This is a genomic window from Polyangium sp. 15x6 (genome assembly GCF_029960785.1).
Lineage (GTDB): Bacteria > Myxococcota_A > Polyangia > Polyangiales > Polyangiaceae > Polyangium.
Map to the genome: position 1 here is coordinate 214,180 of NZ_JASBQE010000003.1, position 17,894 is coordinate 232,073.

4 protein-coding genes are annotated in these 17,894 nt (G+C 69.1%); 1 reads left to right on the forward strand and 3 read right to left on the reverse strand.

Annotated features, from left to right (window positions below; all coding sequences use genetic code 11):
* The first annotated feature begins 73 nt into the window (after positions 1-73).
* Positions 74-5,044 carry an AAA family ATPase gene (locus QHF83_RS03860; RefSeq protein WP_282416391.1) on the forward strand — a complete coding sequence of 1,657 codons (4,971 nt, stop codon included), beginning with the start codon at positions 74-76 and terminating at the stop codon, positions 5,042-5,044.
* Between the two features lie 7 nt (positions 5,045-5,051).
* Here the strand turns inward: QHF83_RS03860 and QHF83_RS03865 are convergent, their stop codons facing one another.
* The 3 genes from QHF83_RS03865 to QHF83_RS03875 all read right to left on the reverse strand — a co-directional run bounded on the left by QHF83_RS03865 (position 5,052) and on the right by QHF83_RS03875 (position 17,872).
* Complete coding sequence (locus QHF83_RS03865) at positions 5,052-13,610, reverse strand: non-ribosomal peptide synthetase/type I polyketide synthase (RefSeq protein ID WP_282416392.1); 8,559 nt, start codon at positions 13,608-13,610, stop codon at positions 5,052-5,054.
* A 591-nt stretch (positions 13,611-14,201) separates the two neighbouring features.
* Positions 14,202-17,066 (reverse strand): response regulator, encoded by a 2,865-nt coding sequence (locus QHF83_RS03870; RefSeq protein WP_282416393.1) that lies wholly within the window; start codon positions 17,064-17,066, stop codon positions 14,202-14,204.
* Entirely contained in the window at positions 17,066-17,872 is an 807-nt protein-coding gene (locus tag QHF83_RS03875) for an alpha/beta hydrolase (protein WP_282416394.1), read from the reverse strand. Before QHF83_RS03875 ends, QHF83_RS03870 begins: the two co-directional genes overlap by 1 nt.
* Positions 17,873-17,894 lie beyond the last annotated feature (22 nt).

The following is a 17,894-nucleotide window of genomic DNA, read 5'->3' on the forward strand; positions in this document are numbered from 1 at the left end:
GCGTGGAGGGACGTCCCGTTGGATAAGGACGGCCTATCGGGTCGATGGAATTTCATGATATGATGGGGGCCGCATGCAGCCCCAGCACACCGAGCAGCCCGTCCTTGCCCTCGAGCCCTGGCTTCGGGCCGCGATCGCGGCAACCGACGCGCTCGCGAAGCTCCACCAGAGCGGGATTATCCACCAGAACATCCGCCCGCAAACGATGCGGATCGAGCCCGGGAGCGGGGGCGTAGAGCTCGTTGGCGCAGAGGGCTACGAGCTGACCGCGTCGATGGTGCTGACGCTGCCGCTCGACGCGCTTCCATACATTGCGCCCGAGCAAACGGGGCGGCTCGAGGCCACGGTCGATCATCGCGTCGACCTTTATTCGCTCGGGGTGGTGCTGTACGAGCTCTGCGCAGGGACGCTGCCATTTCACGCCGAGGACGCGGTTGGCTGGGTGCATTGCCACGTTGCGCGGGCCCCGAGGCCGCTCGCGGACGCGGCGCCGGGGACGCCGGCGATCGTCTCGGAGGTCGTGATGCGGCTGCTCGCGAAGTCGCCGGACGAGCGTTACCAGAGCGCCCGGGGCCTCACGCACGATCTCGAGCGCTGTCTCTCCGAGCTTCTGGCCCACGGTCACATCGAGCCCTTCCCGCTCGGCGCGCGGGACGTATGGGACAACCTCCGCGCCGCGAGCCGAATGTATGGCCGCCGCGCCGATCTCGCGGCGCTGCACGAAGCCCTCGAGCGCGTGCGGGAGACGGGCTCCCGCGAGGTGGTGGTCGTCAAGGGCCCCTCGGGAATCGGCAAGTCCGCGATCCTGCGTGAGCTCCAGCGCGAGGCGGGGAACGACCGCGCGGTGTTCCTCTGGGGGACGTTCGAGGAGCAGCGGCGCGACATCCCGTATGCGACGCTGGGCCAGGCCTTCGAAGGGCTCATTCGGCAGATCATCGCTTCGACGGACGCAGAGCTCGCGGCCGTGCGCGAGGAGCTCGCGGTGGCCCTCGGCGACAATGGTCAGCTCATCATCGGCCTCGTCCCCCAGAGTCAGCTCGTCATCGGCAGGCAGCCGCCGGTCACGCCGCTGCCCCCAGCCGAGGCCCGTGCCCGCCTGCACCAGACATTCCGGGCGTTCGTATCGGCATTCACGTGCCGGGAGCGTCCCCTCGTCCTCGTTCTCGACAACCTGCAATGGGCGGATTTCGCGAGCGTGGAGCTCTTGCAGCACATCCTGACGCACCCCGAGGGGCGGAGCCTGCTCCTCATCGGGACCACCCGCGACGACGAGGAAGACGCGGCGCAGGCCGCCCCGGCAATGCTCCGCGAGGTTGAAATCGCCGGCGTTCCTGTCCACGAGCGGGTGATTCGTCCGCTCGAACGCGCCGATCTGACGGATCTCGTCGTCGATCTCTTCGGGTGCGATGGCAAGGAAGCGGAGCCGCTCGCGGCCCTGCTCTGGACGAAGACGGGGGGCAATCCGTTCTTCGCGGGGCAGCTCCTCGGCGCGCTCCATGAGGATCAGCTCATTCGATTCGACACGCGCCGCTGGGCGTGGTCGTGGAACATCGCCGAGCTCGAGGCCAAGGAGATCACCGACGACATGGTCGAGCTCGTCCTCGGCAAGCTCAGGCGCCTGCCGCAGGATACGCTCGATAAGTTGAGGCTCGCAGCCTGCATCGGCAGCGAATTCTCGGTCGCGCTCCTCGGCACGCTCAGCGAACGGACGCCCGAGGAGGCACGCCGCGCGCTCGAACCCGCGCTCACGGAGGGGCTTCTCCTGCAGCGCCCGGACGGATACAAGTTCATGCATACGCGGGTGCACCAATCCGCGTATTCGATGATCGAGGAGCAGGAGCGGCCGGCGCTCCACCTGCGCCTCGGCTGGCTCCTGTTCGAGCGGACGCCCGAATCCGAGCGCGAAGGGCTGCTCTTCGACATCGTCAATCAGCTCAACCTGGGGACGGTGAATGCGCTCTCCGCCGAGGAGCGGCGCCGCATTGCAGAGCTCGACCTCCGCGCCGGGCGGAGGGCGAAGGCGTCGAGCGCCGCACGCTCCGCGGCGGCGTACCTGTCCACGGGCATTTCGCTTCTGCCGCCTGACGGATGGGACGTCGAATACGATCTGGCCTATGGCCTGCACGTCGAGCTTGCCGAGTGCGAGTTCGTGAACGCGCGTTTCGAGGAGACCGAGCGGCTCTGCGCGCTCGTGACAGCGCGCGCCCGCACGCCGGTCGAGCGCTCGGTCGCCCATTGCCTGCAGATCCGGGTCGCGATCGCGCAAGTGAACAACGAGCGCGCGGTCGTCGTGGCGCTGTCGTGCCTGCGTATGCTCGGCGTGGAGATCCCCGAGACCCCGACCGCGGAGGACCTGCTCTCCGAGCTCGCGTCGCTGCGCGAGGCGCTCGATGGCCGCACCATCGAATCGCTCGTGGACCTGCCTCCGATGGCGGATCCGAGCACGGTCGCCGCCATGCATGTCCTCTCTGCCGCGCATCCCGCGGCCGTGTACCTCGCGCCGGTCGTCGCGGACATCGTGGTCACCCGGATGGTGCGCCTCAGCGTCGAGCACGGCAAGACCGCGGGCACGGTGTTCGGATTGACGTTCCTCGGGACGCTCCTTTGCGCCAAGTTCAGCGATTTCAAAGAGGGATATCGCTTCGGCAAGCTCGCCTGCGAGCTCTCGGAGAGGCCGAGCTTTGGCGATGATGCGGCGCAGGCCCTGGGCGGGTTTGGCGCGACGATCGTACCCTGGTCGCGGCACCTGCGTGAGTCGCTCGAGCCGCTCCGGATCGGGTTCAAGCTCTCCCGCGAATCGGGACAGCTTCTTTATGCGGCGGTCGCCCTCGTCCAAAATGTGATGATCCTGCTCGCGCTCGGCGAGCCGCTTGAGGCGGCCTACGAGGCGACGCTCACGACCTACGAATTCGCGAACAATGCAGGGTACGGCTTCGTCGTCGAGAACGTATTGCTGCTGCTGCGATTCATTCGTTGTCTGACCGGTGATACCGAGCGCTTCGGGACGCTGAGCGGGGACGGCTTCGACGAGGCGGCTTTCGTCGCGCACCTGCGTGAGAAGAACATCCCCCTCGTGCGCCTGTTTCTCCACACCTACCAGATCGTGGCGAGGTACCTGGCGCACGATTACGAGGGAGCCCTCTCGGCGACGCGGGCCGCGGAGGAGCTCGCCGGGGCCCGTGTGAACGGGATCGCAGACGCCGAGGCGTGCCTCTTCACGGCCCTCACGCTCGCCGCGCTCATCGAGCACGCGGAGGGGGACGAACGGGACAAATACCGGGAGCAACTCGGCACGTGCGAGGCTGCGCTGCGGCGCTGGGCCGAGAGCTGCTCGGACAACTTCGCCGGCCGGCACGCGCTGGTCGCAGCCGAGATCGCACGGGTGGAGGGGCGCGAGGACGAGGCGTCGCGCCTCTACGATCGAGCGATTCGCGAGAGCCGCGCCGCAGGGTTCGTCCAAATCGAGGGCCTCGCCTGCGAGCTCGCCGGCCGATTCTCGCTCCGCCGGGGTCTCGCCATCGTGCCGGCCGCTCTCCTCCGCGAGGCACGGAATTGCTATGCACGATGGGGCGCGCGGGGGAAAGTAAAACAACTAGAGGCGCTCCACCCGGATCTCCTCGCCGAGCCGCGCAGAGAGAGCGGCCTCATACCCGTCACCACCTCGGAGCCGATCGATACGCTGACGGCCGCGAAAGCCTCGGCCGCCATTTCGAGCGACACGTCGCCGGACCAGCTCCTCGCGACGTTGATGCGGATCCTGATCGAGCACGCGGGGGCGCAGCGGGCCTGCTTACTCCTGCCTTCCGCTGGGACGCTCGGCGTGGCCGCGGACGTCACGTCGGACCAGGACGGCGTGCGCGTCGACATTCCCAAGGGCACCCGCGTGCCCTCTGCGCAATCGTTCCCGCTCGCGGTCGCGCATTACGTTCGCCGCACGCGGGAGAAGCTGGTCCTCGACGACGTGGCCGCGCAGGGGATGTTCTCGGCCGATCCGTATCTCTCCAAGGCGCCGCCGAAATCGCTGCTGTGCGCGCCGATCGTTCGCCGCGGGGACGTGGCGGGGATCCTTTACCTCGAGAACAACCTGGCGCGCGGCGTATTCACCGCGCGGAGGCTCGCGCTGCTCGAGTTCCTCTCGGCGATCTCGCTGGAGAACGCTCTGCTCGCCGCAGATCTCGCGCGGGAGACGGCGGAGCGCACCCTGGCCGAGCGGACGCTGCGCGAGAGCGAGGAGCGGCTCGCGCGACTCGTGGAGACGGCGAGCGTGGTGCCGTGGGAGGCGCACGCGGAGACGGCGCGGTTCACGTACGTCGGCCCGAAGGTGGCAAAGATGCTCGGGTATCCGCAGGACGCCTGGCTCGCGCCGGATTTCCTCTCGAAACACGTGCACCCCGAGGACCGCGAGAGCACGCTGATGCATTTCTTCGCGGTGGAAGGGGAGGACGATTTCGATTTCCGGATGATGGCGTCCGACGGGCGCACGGTGTGGTTGCACAACGTCTTCAGCTCGCGGGCGATCGACGGGGGGGAGGTGCTCGGCGGCTTTCTCTTCGACGTGACCGAGCGCAAGGAGGCCGAGGCGACGCTGCGGGAGAAGCTCCGCATCATCGAGGAGCAACAGGCCGCAATCCGGAGTTTGTCGACGCCGATCATCGAGGTTTGGGAGGGCGTGCTCACGGTGCCCGTGCTCGGGAGCGTCGACGAGAAGCGGGCCGCAGAGATGATGAACGTGATGCTGGAAGCAGTGACGCGCACCGCGTGCCAGTACATGATCATCGATTTGACGGGCGTCGATACGGTGGATACGGCGACGGCCGATTACATCATGCGGATCGTCCGCGCGGTGCAGCTCCTCGGCGCGCAGGCGATCGTGGTCGGCATCCGGCCCGAGGTTGCGCAGACGATCGTTTCGATGGGGGTCGACCTTTCGTCGATCGCGACGCTGTCGACCCTGCGGGCGGCGCTGCTCCAGTGCATGCAGGCTCAGGGGAGCGTGCTGGGGCGCGCGGGGAGCGGACCCGCCGCGCGCCACCCCAAACGATGAGCGCCACTCAGGTCGGACCCACGGGTAACGAATAGTGCCCGTGGACTAGCCGCCACCGTCCGTCCTGTTTTTCGAGGATCCAGCTCGCCCGCACGCCGTGATACGCCGCGCGTCGGCCGCTCGCTTCGAGCAAGAAGTCGGTGTCGAACCGCGCCGTGATCGAGGCTGCGCGCCCTCCGGCAAAGACGTGGATACGTTCGTCGTGGACGCGCATCCCGAGGCCGCGGCGCTGGCCGTTCGACCCTTCGTAATATCCCCATATCGCATCGGCGCCGAGGAGGAGGCCGTCGCCGATCGGGACGAGCACGTTTTTTTCGCCGTCGGCCCACGCCCTCGCAATCGCGTCGCCGTCGCATGCACCGATTCTGTCCACGAAATCATGCAGGAACGCGCGGATGGCCGCCTCCTCGGCGTCCAGCCCGCTCGGCTCGGCCGCACGGAGCGCGTTCTCGAGCCGCGCGGCCAGGCCCGCGACATGTTCCTCCGCCAGAATCGTGAAATGGTCCCCCGGCACGAGGACGGTCCGCAGCCCTCGAAGGGGCAGGTGGGCAGCGTCGTGGGGGGGAGCCGGCGATCGTTCTGCCACGAAGTGGGTCGCTGGCACCGAGACCTCCGGCGAGGCGTGGCGATACCAGATGTCCTGGTGGTGCTCGGCGACGGCGATGGGTCCCACACGCATCGCCTCGGCGCCAGGGGGCTCGACGGGTCCTCCATGGGGATGGCGTGGGAGGTTCACGCTCGGCGAGGTGAAAACGTCGAAGAGGACGAGGCGAGCGACCTCGTCGCCGCTCCGTACGAGCTGCCTCGTCATTTCAATGGCGATCACCCCGCCGAACGACCAACCTCCGAGGAAATACGGGCCTCGGGGCGACACCTTCCGGAGCTGCTCCAGGTAAAGTGACGCCATGTCCGAGATGCTGTCCGGGCGGGCAGCGGGATCGAGGAGCATCGGAGATCGAATGGCGTAGACGGGTCTGTCCGGGATCGCCTGCGCGAGTGCTTCGTAGCAGGCCACGTCACCGTCGATGGGATGGACCAGGAAGAGGGGCGGTCTCGTACCCCCATGGTTCAGCACGACCAGGCAATCGCCCGTGGGCCGCGGGGTGTTTGTCGTCGCGATTGGCGCTTCCTCCGCGGCCGCGTGGGGCTCGGAGGCTGCGTCTCCGCGGCGAGAGAGGAGGCTCGTGATCCCGTGAATCGTGGGAGCCGCGGCGAACTGCGCCATCTTCACGTCCTGGCCCGTCCGTACGCGTATCTCCGAGAGCATCTGAACGGCGAGGAGCGAGTCGCCGCCGAGCCCGAAGAAGCTCGCGTGCGCAGGGACGTGCGGCTGGCCGAGCAAGCGCCCGAAGATGCTTTGCACGAGACTCTCCAGCCCATCGCCGGCGGCCTCGGACGGCGTCAGGGCGGGGGGGGCGTCGGCCATTGGCGGCAAAGGCCGAGCCACGTACTTCGAGGCGGGCGTGGGCTGCGTCTGCGGGCGGGGCGCAGGTTCCTCCACGTCGAGCGCTCGTTTGGCGATCAGGATGCCGTGATCGCCGCCATCGTGTCGATGGGCGTCTCCCGGGGCGTATGTAATGCGCGTGAACCCTGCGCGCTCGAGGTGATGGTTCCATCGATCGAGGGCCATCCCCAGGGAGCCACGCGCGGATATGATGTCCCAGTACCCGGGCGCGAGGCCCCAGGCGAGGTCGTTCCACGGATCCAGGTGCGTGGCCTCGACGAGGAGGAGCGTCCCGCCCAGCGAGATGAGGTGGTGCAGATTCTCGAGGACGGGCCGGAGATCCGGTACGACGTGCACCGAGTCGAGGCCGATGACGAGATCGTAACCGGGTCGCAATCCCTGCTCCTCAGGCGACCGGGTCAGGTCGAACGAAAACGTTTCGAGCCAGGAGATGCCGCGCCGCCGGGCCTCGTTCTGGGCGCGGTTCAGGAAGGAGCGTCCGATGTCGGTGAAATGGTACTCGACGTCGACATTGGCGTTCTGCAAGCGCGAGACGAGCGGCCAGGTGAGGGTCCCATGTCCAGCGCCGACCTCGAGAATCCGAGTCTTTCGTTTGCCGCGGCGCAGGACGAGCTCGTGAGCGAGCTGGCAGGCCAGTTCCACGTAGACGTCGTGGCTCCTCGGCGGGCATTCGCGCATGCAAGCGCTGAAGAAGGCGTCCGTCCCGTCGGGATAGAGGACACCCACGGGCTCGATGCCTCCTGTCAAGGCGCCGTCGTAGTGTCGAATGCAATGCTCGACGAATCGGAGGAGCCCGCCGAACCGGGGATATTCGGCCAGTAACCGGGTGAAGAGCTCGGCCGAGCGGCCAGCGCGCGCTGCGTGGAGGTGAATCTCTCCTGCTTTCGTGCGCATAGCGAGCCCTTCACGCTCCATCGTACGCACGAGGAGCTCGACCATGGGCGCGAAGCTCGGGAGGATCCCCGCGTGCTCGCGCAGGGCTTCGAGAGTGAAGTCGCGCGCGATCGTGTCACCCAGGCGGCGCGCGAAGAAATCGAGGACGAGGTTCGCGCAGAGCGCCTCGAGGGCGGGGCGCAAGCCGGGCTCGTCGTCGACGCTACGCGCGCCGAGCGCCTGCGCAATCCCAAGGGCACGCTCGTCGAGCGCTGCGAGGCTCTCCGTCGACGCAGCCCCGAGCGTATATCGCTTCCCTTCGAATGGATAGGTCGGCAGGGGGATGCGGCGCCTCTTCTCGCCTGCATGGAACGCCTGCCAATCGACGGTCGCGCCGAGCTCCCACGCTCGGCCGAGCGCGCGGAGCATCTCGCCGCAGGCGGGCACGTCGCGCCGTCGATGGCCAGGCAGCGTGGTCACGGTATGCATTTCACCGCTCGAGGCCCGCGGATGTGCCTTCAGGAAGGAGCTCATCGTGCTGCCGGGGCCCATTTCCACATAAATCGGGTCCGAGAGCTCGAGAAGGGTCCCGATTCCATCGCTCAGGCGAACCGGATGGGTGAGGTGATCTGCCCAGGCTTCGGGGCTCGTGGCCTGCTCCGTCGTGAAGTAGGTCCCCGTCATATTCGATACGATGGGAATGGAGGGCGGCCGCCGCTCCACATCGGTCACGCGCTTCCGGAAGGCCTCCCGGACGGAGGCCATGAGCGGGGAATGGGACGCGCGCGAGACGCGGACACCGGTGGCCTCGAATCCCGCCGCATCGATACGTGCACGCGCGGCTTCGATGGCGTCGGCGGGGCCCGAGAGCACGACGGCGCCCGGCGCGTGGGTCGCGATGACGAGGTTTGTTCCGAGATATGGTTCGATCGCGTCGGCGTCGGCGAAGACCGTCAACATGCCTCCCGGCGGCGTCTCGTCCATGAGGCGCCCACGCTCGGCGACCAGCAGGAGTGCGTCCCGGAGCGAGAAGATGCCCGCGAGGCAAGCCGCGACGTACTCGCCCACGCTATGCCCCAGCATCGCCGCGGGGCGGAGACCCCAGGCAAGAAATAGTTTGGCAAGGGCATACTCTACCGTGAAGACGAGCGGCTGAGCCCATCGCATCTCGTCGAGCCGAAGGTCACCTTCGGGGAGCTGTTCGAGGAGGAGCGGCCGGAGGTCGAGACCAGCAGCCCCGCGGAGGATGTCGATGCAGGCGTCGAGGGCCTCCCGGAAGACGGGCTCCACTTCGTAGAGCTCCGCGGCCATGCCAGCGTATTGCACGCCATGTCCCGGGAACAGGAAAACCACGGGGCGCGAGCCTGTGGTCGCCGTCGGCGGGGCTCCTGTCGTCCGCTCGGCGAGCGCCAGCGCGGCCTGCGAGGTGTCGTGACAAACGAGCGTCGTTCGGAACCGCTTTTGCGTGCGCCCCACCGAGAGGGAGAACGCGACGTCGGCGAGCTCCAGGTTCGCATGACGCGCGAGGTGCTCGCCGAGCCTCCGTCGGGCCTCCGCGAGCGCCGTCTCCGTATTGGCCGAGAGGCATACGAGGGAGGTAGGGCGCCGAGGGGGCGAGGTCTCCGCGCGCGGCGCTTCCTCGAGGATCACGTGTACGTTCGTGCCGCCGATCCCGAGGGCATTGACGGCCGCGCGACGGGGGCCGTTCGTTCGCGGGAAGGGCCGGGGGGCGTCTGGCAAGAAAAACGGTGTGCTGGACAGATCGAGCAGAGGGTTCGGCGCCCGCAAATGGGTGAGCGGCGGGATGAGGCCGTGCTCGAGCGCGAGCGTCGCCTTGACGAGGCTCGCGCCTCCCGCGGCGGCGTCGAGGTGTCCGAGGTTCGCCTTGAGGGAGCCCAGGGCGCAAACCCCACGTTTCTCCGTGAAACGACGGAAAGCCCGGGTGAGCGCCCGGACCTCGGTCGGATCCCCGAGGCGCGTGCCGGTGCCGTGGGCTTCGAGAAGCCCGATCGAGCTGGGATCGACGCCGGCGAGCTCGAGTGTTTGCGCGACGATCCGAGCGACGCCGTCCTCGCCCGGCGCGGTGAAGCCGAGCTTCTCGCCGCCGTCGTTGTTCATGGACGATGCGAGCAGGACCGCGTGGATCGTGTCGCCGTCCGCGAGCGCATCGGAGAGGCGCTTGAGCGCGACGACCACGACGCCGCTCGAGGGAACCATGCCGGTCGCGCTTTCGTCGAAGGGCCGGCAATGGCCGTCGGTGGAGTACACGCCGCCGTCGGCGCACAGGTATCCCCGGTCGCCGTCCCGGAGCGAGGTCAAGGAGACGCCGCCGGCGAGGGCCATGTCGCAATCGCCGACGAGCAGGCTTTGGCGCGCGAGGTGGACGGCCGAGAGGGACGTCGAGCACGCCGTCTGGACCGTGATCGCAGGCCCGCGGAGTCCCAACTTGAACGCCACCCGCGTTGCCAGGAAATCGTGCAGGTTGAGCGTCTGAGCGCGGAAGGCGTCCGGCGAGCGCCCCTCCTCGCGGAGCGTGTCGGCGACCGCGCCCTGCCAATGGAGCGGCGCGCCCATGCCTCCGAAGACCCCTATCCGGCCCGGAAATCGCGACGGATCGCAGGACGCGTGCTCGAGCGCCTCGTGCGCGCATTCGAGGAAGATGCGCTGTTGCGGATCCATGAGGGCCGCGTCGGCGTCGCTGTACCCGAAAAACGCGGCGTCGAAGCGATCCGCGTCGTCGAGAACGCCCTCGGCCGGGACGAACTCCGGTCTCCGGACCCGTTGGGGATCCGCGCCGGCTGCGATCAGGGCCTCCGGGTCGAATCTGCGGACGGTCACGCGCCCCGATTGGGCCAGATCCCACAGATCGTCCGCATGACGGATCCCCGGGGCGCGGATCGCCATTCCGACGATCGCAATGGGATGCGCGCGGTCCGGCGCTTCGGCGGCGGCCTCACGAGGCGTGGCGCAATCGCGACGCTCGGCCGCGCGCGAGAGTCCCGGCAGGGTGGCGAGGTGCGCGGCCAGAAGACGGATCGTCGGCAGACGCATCAGCGTGATGACGTCGATGTCCGCGCCGAGCTCGATCGCGATCGCGGCCTGCACACGCGAGAGGGAAAGGGAGTGGCCGCCGACCTCGAAGAATTGCGAATCGAGGTCGACGTCGGTGATTCCCAATACGTTGCGCCAGATGGCCGCAATGCAGTCCTCCAGGGCCGAGGTGGATGCTCTCGGCGCGTCCGCAGGGGACGCGGGGGAGGTGGGGGACGTGGGAGACGGCAGCCGTTCGCGGTTCAGCTTGCCATTGCGGTTCGTGGGCATCTCGTCGAGGACCACGAAGCTCGTCGGCACCATGTACGCCGGCAGCCGCTCGCGCAGGTATCGCCCGAGCTCGCGCCCGAGGTCCTCGGGCGCGCCTGCGCGAGGTTGTACGTATGCGACGAGGCGGCGCTCGCCATGGACCTCGCGGAGCTCGACCGCGCTCCACTTCACGGACGCGTGGTCGCCGAGCGCAGCCTCGATCTCGCCGAGGTCGATACGGAAGCCGCGCAGCTTGATCTGCCGATCGACCCGTCCGATGTATTCGAGGCCTCCGTCGGGCCGCCATTTCACCCGGTCACCCGTACGATGAAGCCGCGCCCCCGCCATCTCGGGGAAAGCTGCCGCCGTGAGATCGGGCCGATTCAAGTAGCCCCGCGCCACGCCGGTGCCCCCGATGTAGAGCTCCCCGGGGATGCCGACGGGGACGGGGCGTTTGCGTTCGTCGAGGACGTGGACCGTCACGTGCGCAAAGGGGCGCCCGATGGGCGGTTTGCCTTCGCCTGCGCGGCATTCCGCGGCGAGGGCGGCCACCGTGGCCTCCGTCGGGCCGTACACATTGAAGAAACGCCGCCCGGGCGCCCATTTCGACACGAGCTCCTCGGACAAGGCCTCGCCCGCCGTGATGAGCGTCCGCAGCGAGGGCAGCTCCTCGTGGGGCAGGGCCGCGAGCGCGGACGGGGTCACCACGAGCGCGTGGATGTCTTTGTCCCGCAGGAACTTCGCGAGATCGGGGCCGGGCATGACGCTCTCCCTGGCCGCGAGCACGAGCGTCGCCCCGATCGACCAGGCGAGCGCGAAGTCGCCGATCGAGCCATCGAAGGTGAGGGGGAAGAGCTGCACCATGCGGGTGCCGACGCCGAGGCCGAAGCGCGCCGCCAAAGCCAGGGCGAGGTCACGGAGGCCGCGACGCTCGACGAGCACGCCCTTGGGCTGCCCCGAGGAGCCGGATGTGTAAATGACGTATGCGAGGTGGTTCGGTTTGGCGAGCGGCGGGGGGACGTTCCTCGGGAGAGCGGCGATTTCGGGGTCGTCCGCGTCGAGCCGGAGGGACGCGACGCTCGGCGGTAGCCACTCGCCCGCATTCGTCGTGTTCGTGAGCACGAGGCGGATCGCGGCGTCTTGCAGGATGAAGCGGAGGCGCTCGCTTGGGGAGTCCGGATCCAGGGGGACGTACGCGCCGCCCGCTTTGAGCACGCCAAGGATGGCGATGATCGCGTCGAACGAGCGCGTGGCGTAGAGCCCGACGAGCGTCTCCTGACCGACGCCGCGGGCGCGCAATGCGTGCGCGAGCTGGTTCGCACGCGCGTCGACCTCGGCATACGTGAGCCTTTGGTCCCCGTGCTCCAGGGCGATCGCCGAAGGATTGCGCGCGGCCTGGACCGCGAAGCGTTGCTCCAGGCTCTCGCTCTCCGCGCCCGAGGCGGCGGGCGTGGAGGGCCCTTGCCACGCGGCGAGTTGCCGACGCTCGTGCTCCGTGAGGATCGGGAGCTCCGAGAGCCGCTGCATTGGGTCCAGGGCAATCGCTTCGAGCAGCGTCCGGTAATGGCCCACCATCCGCTCGATGGTCGCGGGCGCGAAAAGATCGGTCTGGTATTCGATGTGGCCGACGAGGCCCTGGGGCCGCTGATGAAGTTCGAGATAGAGGTCGAGCTTCGCGGTGCCGATGTCGATCCGGCCGGCGCTCCAGTACGGAGGCTCGGAGACGGGCGGGACGGGCGGCATGAGGAGGAAGGCGGTGTCGTAAAGAGGATTCCTCTGCGGCTGGCGCAGGCCGTCGGCCGCGGCGAGGAGCCGGTCGAAGGGGACGTCCTGGTGCTCGCGCGCGGCGCGCAGAACCTCGCCCACGCGCGGCAAGAGCTCCTCGAACGTGAGGGCGCCGTCGAGCTGGGTGCGCAGGACGAGGTTGTTGTTGAAATAGCCGAGGAGGGGCTCGAATTCGGGGCGCGGGCGCCCGGCCGCGGCCGAGCCGACCACGATGTCGCCCTCTCGCGTGTACCGGAAAAGGAGCGTCTTCCACGCGGCGAGGAGCGTCGTGAACAGGGTGACGCCCGCCCGATGGGCGATCGCGCGGAGCTTCGCCGCGAGATCCGGCGAGAGCTCGACCTTCATGCGGGCGCCGTTGCCCGTGGGCCGGGCCGGGCGCGGGAAATCGAGGGGGAGGTCGAGCTCCGTCACGCCGGCGAGCTGCTTCTGCCAATACGCGAGCTTCGGGGCGAGCTCGTTCTCCGTGAGCCACTGACGCTGCCAGGCGGCGAAATCCGCGAGATGGAACGCGGGCTCCGGCAAGGGCGAGGGTTCGCCGCGGGAGAAGGCGGCGTAAAGCGCGCGGAGCTCGGGCAGGAAGACGCCAAAGAAGGAGATGCCGTCGACGATGATGTGATGCCCGGTGACGCAGAGCCGCGTGTCGTCGTCGGCGAGGCGCAAAAGGAGGGCGCGGACGAGGGGGCCTTCGCGTAAGTCAAAAGGTCGTCGGGCGTCGATGCGAGCGAGGCGCAAAGCTTCGGCCTCGCGCTCCTCCGGAGGCAACGTCGTCAAATCGACCACGGGCACGACGAACGGCCGCGGCGGCAGGATGTGCTGCATCGCCTGGCCCTCGGCCTCCGTGAAGACGGTGCGCCATGCCTCGTGCCGGCGGGTGATCTCGGTCAGGGCGCGTGCGAGCACCGCGGCGTCCACGGGCTCACGCATCTGCACGAGGATGGGCTCGTGATAGATGGGCGTATCGGGGAACATCTGCCCGACGAGCCACAAGCGTTGCTGTGCGAAGGACGCCGGCAAAAGGCCGCCGCGCGGGACGTTCGTGGGCGGCGGCCCTGGGAGCTCGGTCGTGGAGCGAGCGCGATTTTCCTTCGAATCGACGCGCGTCGGCGCCTGGATCGGCCGGGCCGATTCACGAGGCTCGCGCATGCTCGGGAGGGCTCCGCCCGCCATTTCATGGGGAGCGGCGCCGACCCCACCCGCGGGGCCATCGCACGCGATCGTCTCGGAAAACGAGCCGGGCTCGCTTTCGCCGGATGGAATGGGAATACGGCTCCCGGGAACGGGATCGAAGGACTTGCTACTCATCGGCCCTCCCGCCCCCGCGGCAACGTCTAAAATTGTTTTGTGGGGACCTGTTTGTTCAGAGTGTACAAAATTTGCAAGTCCGACGGCACGATTTCCACGCCGATTTCATGGTATCGCGAGGTACCGCATCTTCAGGTGGCGACGCGCCAAACCATACACTTAGATGTGATGTGAAAAATATCACACGGTTCGTCGCGGCAATGTCACAATCCCCGGGGGGCGGCGCAACGAGGGCTGTTCCGGTTGTGCTGTGAAATTGTGCCTTCGAAGGATCCCTCAATGGATCCAAAGGACCGATCCGCGCTCGCCCGGCAGCCACGCTGCGGGCAGCGCCGGAGCGCATTCAGCCCCTGCCGATGGAGGGCGCTCGGCCCCACGGGCGTCGTGAGGCCGACGAAGAGGAAGCCGTGACGAGCCGCCCGTGGACCGGACCTAGCACCTCGAAAGGAGGGCCGCGGCCGTGTGCACGTGCTCCTCGAGGGCCGCCTCGATGAGCCGGGCGATTCCCTCGCGCCGGCCTTCCCGGGCCGCCCGCTCGACGTCGGCGGAGCGGCGCGAGAGGCGCGTGGCGCCCATCATGCCGGCGCTGCCCTTGAGGTTGTGCGCGAGGCGCTCGAGCGCGCGGAAATCCCCCGCCGAAAGCGCGGCGGCCATGTCCTCCACGTTGCGCCGCGAATCCCGGACGAAATCGGCGATCAGCGTCGCGAGCGGGTTCTCCTCGTCGAACGACGCGACGAGCCGGATCCGTTCGAAGGCCTCCTCGTCGAGGACGGGCTCGTCCGGGTCCCGCGGGGCCGGGATCTGCGAGGGCGCGGGCCTCTTCGTCGGTTCGACGGCCGAGCGCAGGAGCGCGGCGACGAGCTCCTCGATACGAATGGGCTTGGCGACGAAATCGTCCATGCCCGCCGCGAGGCACGCCTTCTGGTCCTCGTGCATCGCGTTCGCCGTCATCGCGACGATGCGGGGCCTGCCCCGGAAGGGGCCCGCGGCGCGGAGGCGGCGGGTGGCTTCGAGGCCATCCATTTCCGGCATCTGGACGTCCATGAAGACGACGTCGTATTCCTTGCGCGTGACGGCCTCGAGGACCTCCAGGCCGTTCGCCGCGATGTCCACGCGATAGCCGAGCCGCTGGAGCAGCAGGGTCGCGACCTTCTGGTTCACCACGTTGTCCTCGGCGAGGAGGATCCGCAGCGGGTGGCGCTCGCCGAGCGAAGGATCCATCGCCGGGGCCCGCGGGGCGCGCGAGGGGCGCATGACCGATTGCGAGAGCGCGCGCATGATCGCGTCGAAGAGGCTCGATTGCTTGATGGGCTTCGAGAGGCAGGTGGCGCCGAGCCGCGCCGCCTCCCGATGCGTGGCGAGGTCGCTCGACGTGAGCAGGAGGAAGGGCAGCTCCGCGAGGCGGGGATCCCGGCGAATGGCGGCGCCGAGCTCGAAGCCGTCCATCCCCGGCATGGAGACGTCGAGGAGCGCCAGGGCGACCGGCAAGGGCTCGTCGGGCGGCTCGGCCTCCGCGCGGCGCCGGAGCAGGTCGAGGGCCTCGGCGCCGGACGCGGCGAGCATGGGCGTGAGGCCGAAGGCGCGCGTCTGCTCGGCGAGGATGCGCCGGTTCGTGGCGCTGTCGTCGACGATGAGGACGTGCTTGCCCGAGAGATCCTGGCCCGCGACGGCGAGGGCCTCCGAGAGATCCCGCCCGACGTCGTGCGCGGGGGTGGTCTCGATCGTGAAATGGAACGTCGTGCCGACGCCCTCCTCGCTCTCGACCCGGATCTGCCCGTGCATGAGCTCGACGAGGCGCTTGCAGATCGCGAGGCCGAGGCCGGTGCCGCCGTACCTGCGGGAGATCGAGGCGTCGACCTGGGAGAACGATTGAAAGAGCCGCCCGAGGCGGTCTTTCGGGATGCCGATGCCGGTGTCGCGTACCGAGACCTGGAGGGCGAGTTTTCCGTGTGCGCGAGGCTCGCTCGCGGGCGCGATTTCCACGAGGACCTCGCCCGCGCCGGTGAATTTCACCGCGTTGCCGAGGAGGTTCACCAGGATCTGCCGCAGCCGGGTCACGTCGCCGAAGATGCCGGGCGGCGTGGCCGGGTCGATGAAGGCGCCGAGCTCGAGGCCCTTCTTGCGCGCCGCGACGGCCACGAGGTCGAGGGCCTCCTCCACGCAGGGGCGGAGCGCGAAGGGCTGCTCTTCGAGGTCCATCAGGCCCGCCTCGATCTTCGAGAAATCGAGGATGTCGTTGATGATGGTGAGCAGCGCCTCGCCGCTCTGACGGATGGTCTCGACGACGTCGCGCTGCTCCTCGCCGAGCGGGGTGTCGAGCAAGAGCCCCGTCATGCCGAGGACCGCGTTCATGGGCGTCCGGATCTCGTGGCTCATCGTGGCGAGGAACCGCGACTTCGCCGCGTTGGCGAGGTCCGCCTCCCGGCGCGCTCCTTCGAGCGCGGCGTTTTTCGCTTCGAGCTCCTCGCTCGCGACGTGCTGCGCGGTGACGTCGATGAAGAGCCAGAGCCTGCCGCGGTGCTCGCGCTCGCCCGTGGCCGTGCTGGAGATGCTGAGGACGCGGCGCGGCGGGCCTGCGAAGACCCACCGCGCGTCGCGCAGCTCACCGTCCCTCTGGTTCATCACGGCGAGCGCGCTCCGCCGGAGGCCGGCGCGGTCCTCGGCGCGGCTCCAGAGGCCGGCCATCGCGCGGGCCACGCGGGCCGGCTCGTGCGCGCCCTCGGGCAGGCCGAGGAGCGCGGCCGCGGCCTCGTTCACCCACGCCTCGGACCCGCGGTCGTCCACGAAGACGAGGCCATGCGGGAGGGTCTGGAAGACGGCGTCGAAGCGGGCCGAGGCCGCCGCGGCAAGCTCGGCCTTCTGCAGGTGCCGCACGAGCAGGTGAACGAGGGGCAGGACGGAGACGAGGGCGCGCCGATCCTCCTCCGAGAAGGGCGTGATCTCGCGGCGGACGAGCGCGAGGCCCCCCGCGTCCTCGGCGGTGGACCAGGGCAGGATGGCGAGGCTGCCGCGGAAGCTACGCGGCAGGCCCATCTCGGACGTCACGCCCGCGTCGAAGACCGGCCGCGCCGATTCGAGCGCGCCGACGAAGATCGCGGCGTGCGTCATGCCGTCGGGGAGCAGGCCCGCCGGGGCGCTCGCGAGCGCGAGGGCCGTCACGGGGTCGATCCGGCGGAGCGCGAGGACCGCGTCGACGTGGAACCGCTCGTGGAGCACGGCGAGGACGCGGGGGAGAGCCGTTTCCGGATCCCCGGCGCCGAGCGCGGCGAGCAGGGCTTCGGGCGTGCTCGTACCCATCAGGCGGAGGCGGCGAACGAGAGGATCGCGCGCGTCACCTGCTCCGGAGCGCTCCAATGCGGCATGTGGCCCGTCGCGTCGAGCACCTGGAGCTCCGCGCGGGGGATGTGGCTCGCGAGGTACGTGCCGACCGAGATGGGGACGGCGACGTCCGCCTGCGATTGGAGCACGAGCGTCGGGTGCGCGAGCTTCGGGAGGTCTCCGCGGTGGTCGGACTCGAAGATGACGCGGGCGACGGTGAGCGCGATGTCCGGCCGCAGCGCCCCCAGGCTGGCGGCGAAGTCCCGGGCCAGATCGGGTCTGTCGGGGTTGCCCGTCACGATCGGGGCGAACCCGCTGGCCCAGGCGTGGAAGTTCGTCTGCATCGCGCGGTAGAGCCCGTCGAGATCGGCGCGCTTGAAGCCGCCTTCGTAGCCCACGTCGTCGAGGTAGCGTGGCGAGGCGCCGAGCAGGACGAGCTTGCGGAAGCGGCTCGGCTCCTCCACGGCGGCGAGCAGGCCGATCATCCCGCTCATGGAGTGGCCGACGTAGACCACGTCCTCCAGGGCGAGCTCCTCCAGCAGGAGGAGCAGGTCGATCGCGTAGCTGCGCAGGCTCTGGTAGCGGCGCGGGCTGTAGGCGGAGAGGTCCGAGCGCCCCGCGCCCATGTGATCGAAGAGCAGGACGCGGTGCCGCTCGGCGAGCGTGGGCGCTTGATGACGCCACGCCGTTTGATCCGTCCCGAAGCCGTGGGCGAGGACGATCGTGGTTTCACCTGCGCCGAGGACGCGCGCCTTGTTCTGCCGGGAGAAAGGAGTCGGTTCCATGCGGGGCTCCTAACGTCGAGGG

Coding starts and splice junctions, on each gene's coding strand:
- QHF83_RS03860 (WP_282416391.1), top strand. CDS start 74: ATGCAGCCCCAGCACACCGAGCAGCCCGTCCTTGCCCTCGAGCCCTGG.
- QHF83_RS03865 (WP_282416392.1), bottom strand. CDS start 13,610: ATGCGCGAGCCTCGTGAATCGGCCCGGCCGATCCAGGCGCCGACGCGC.
- QHF83_RS03870 (WP_282416393.1), bottom strand. CDS start 17,066: ATGGGTACGAGCACGCCCGAAGCCCTGCTCGCCGCGCTCGGCGCCGGG.
- QHF83_RS03875 (WP_282416394.1), bottom strand. CDS start 17,872: ATGGAACCGACTCCTTTCTCCCGGCAGAACAAGGCGCGCGTCCTCGGC.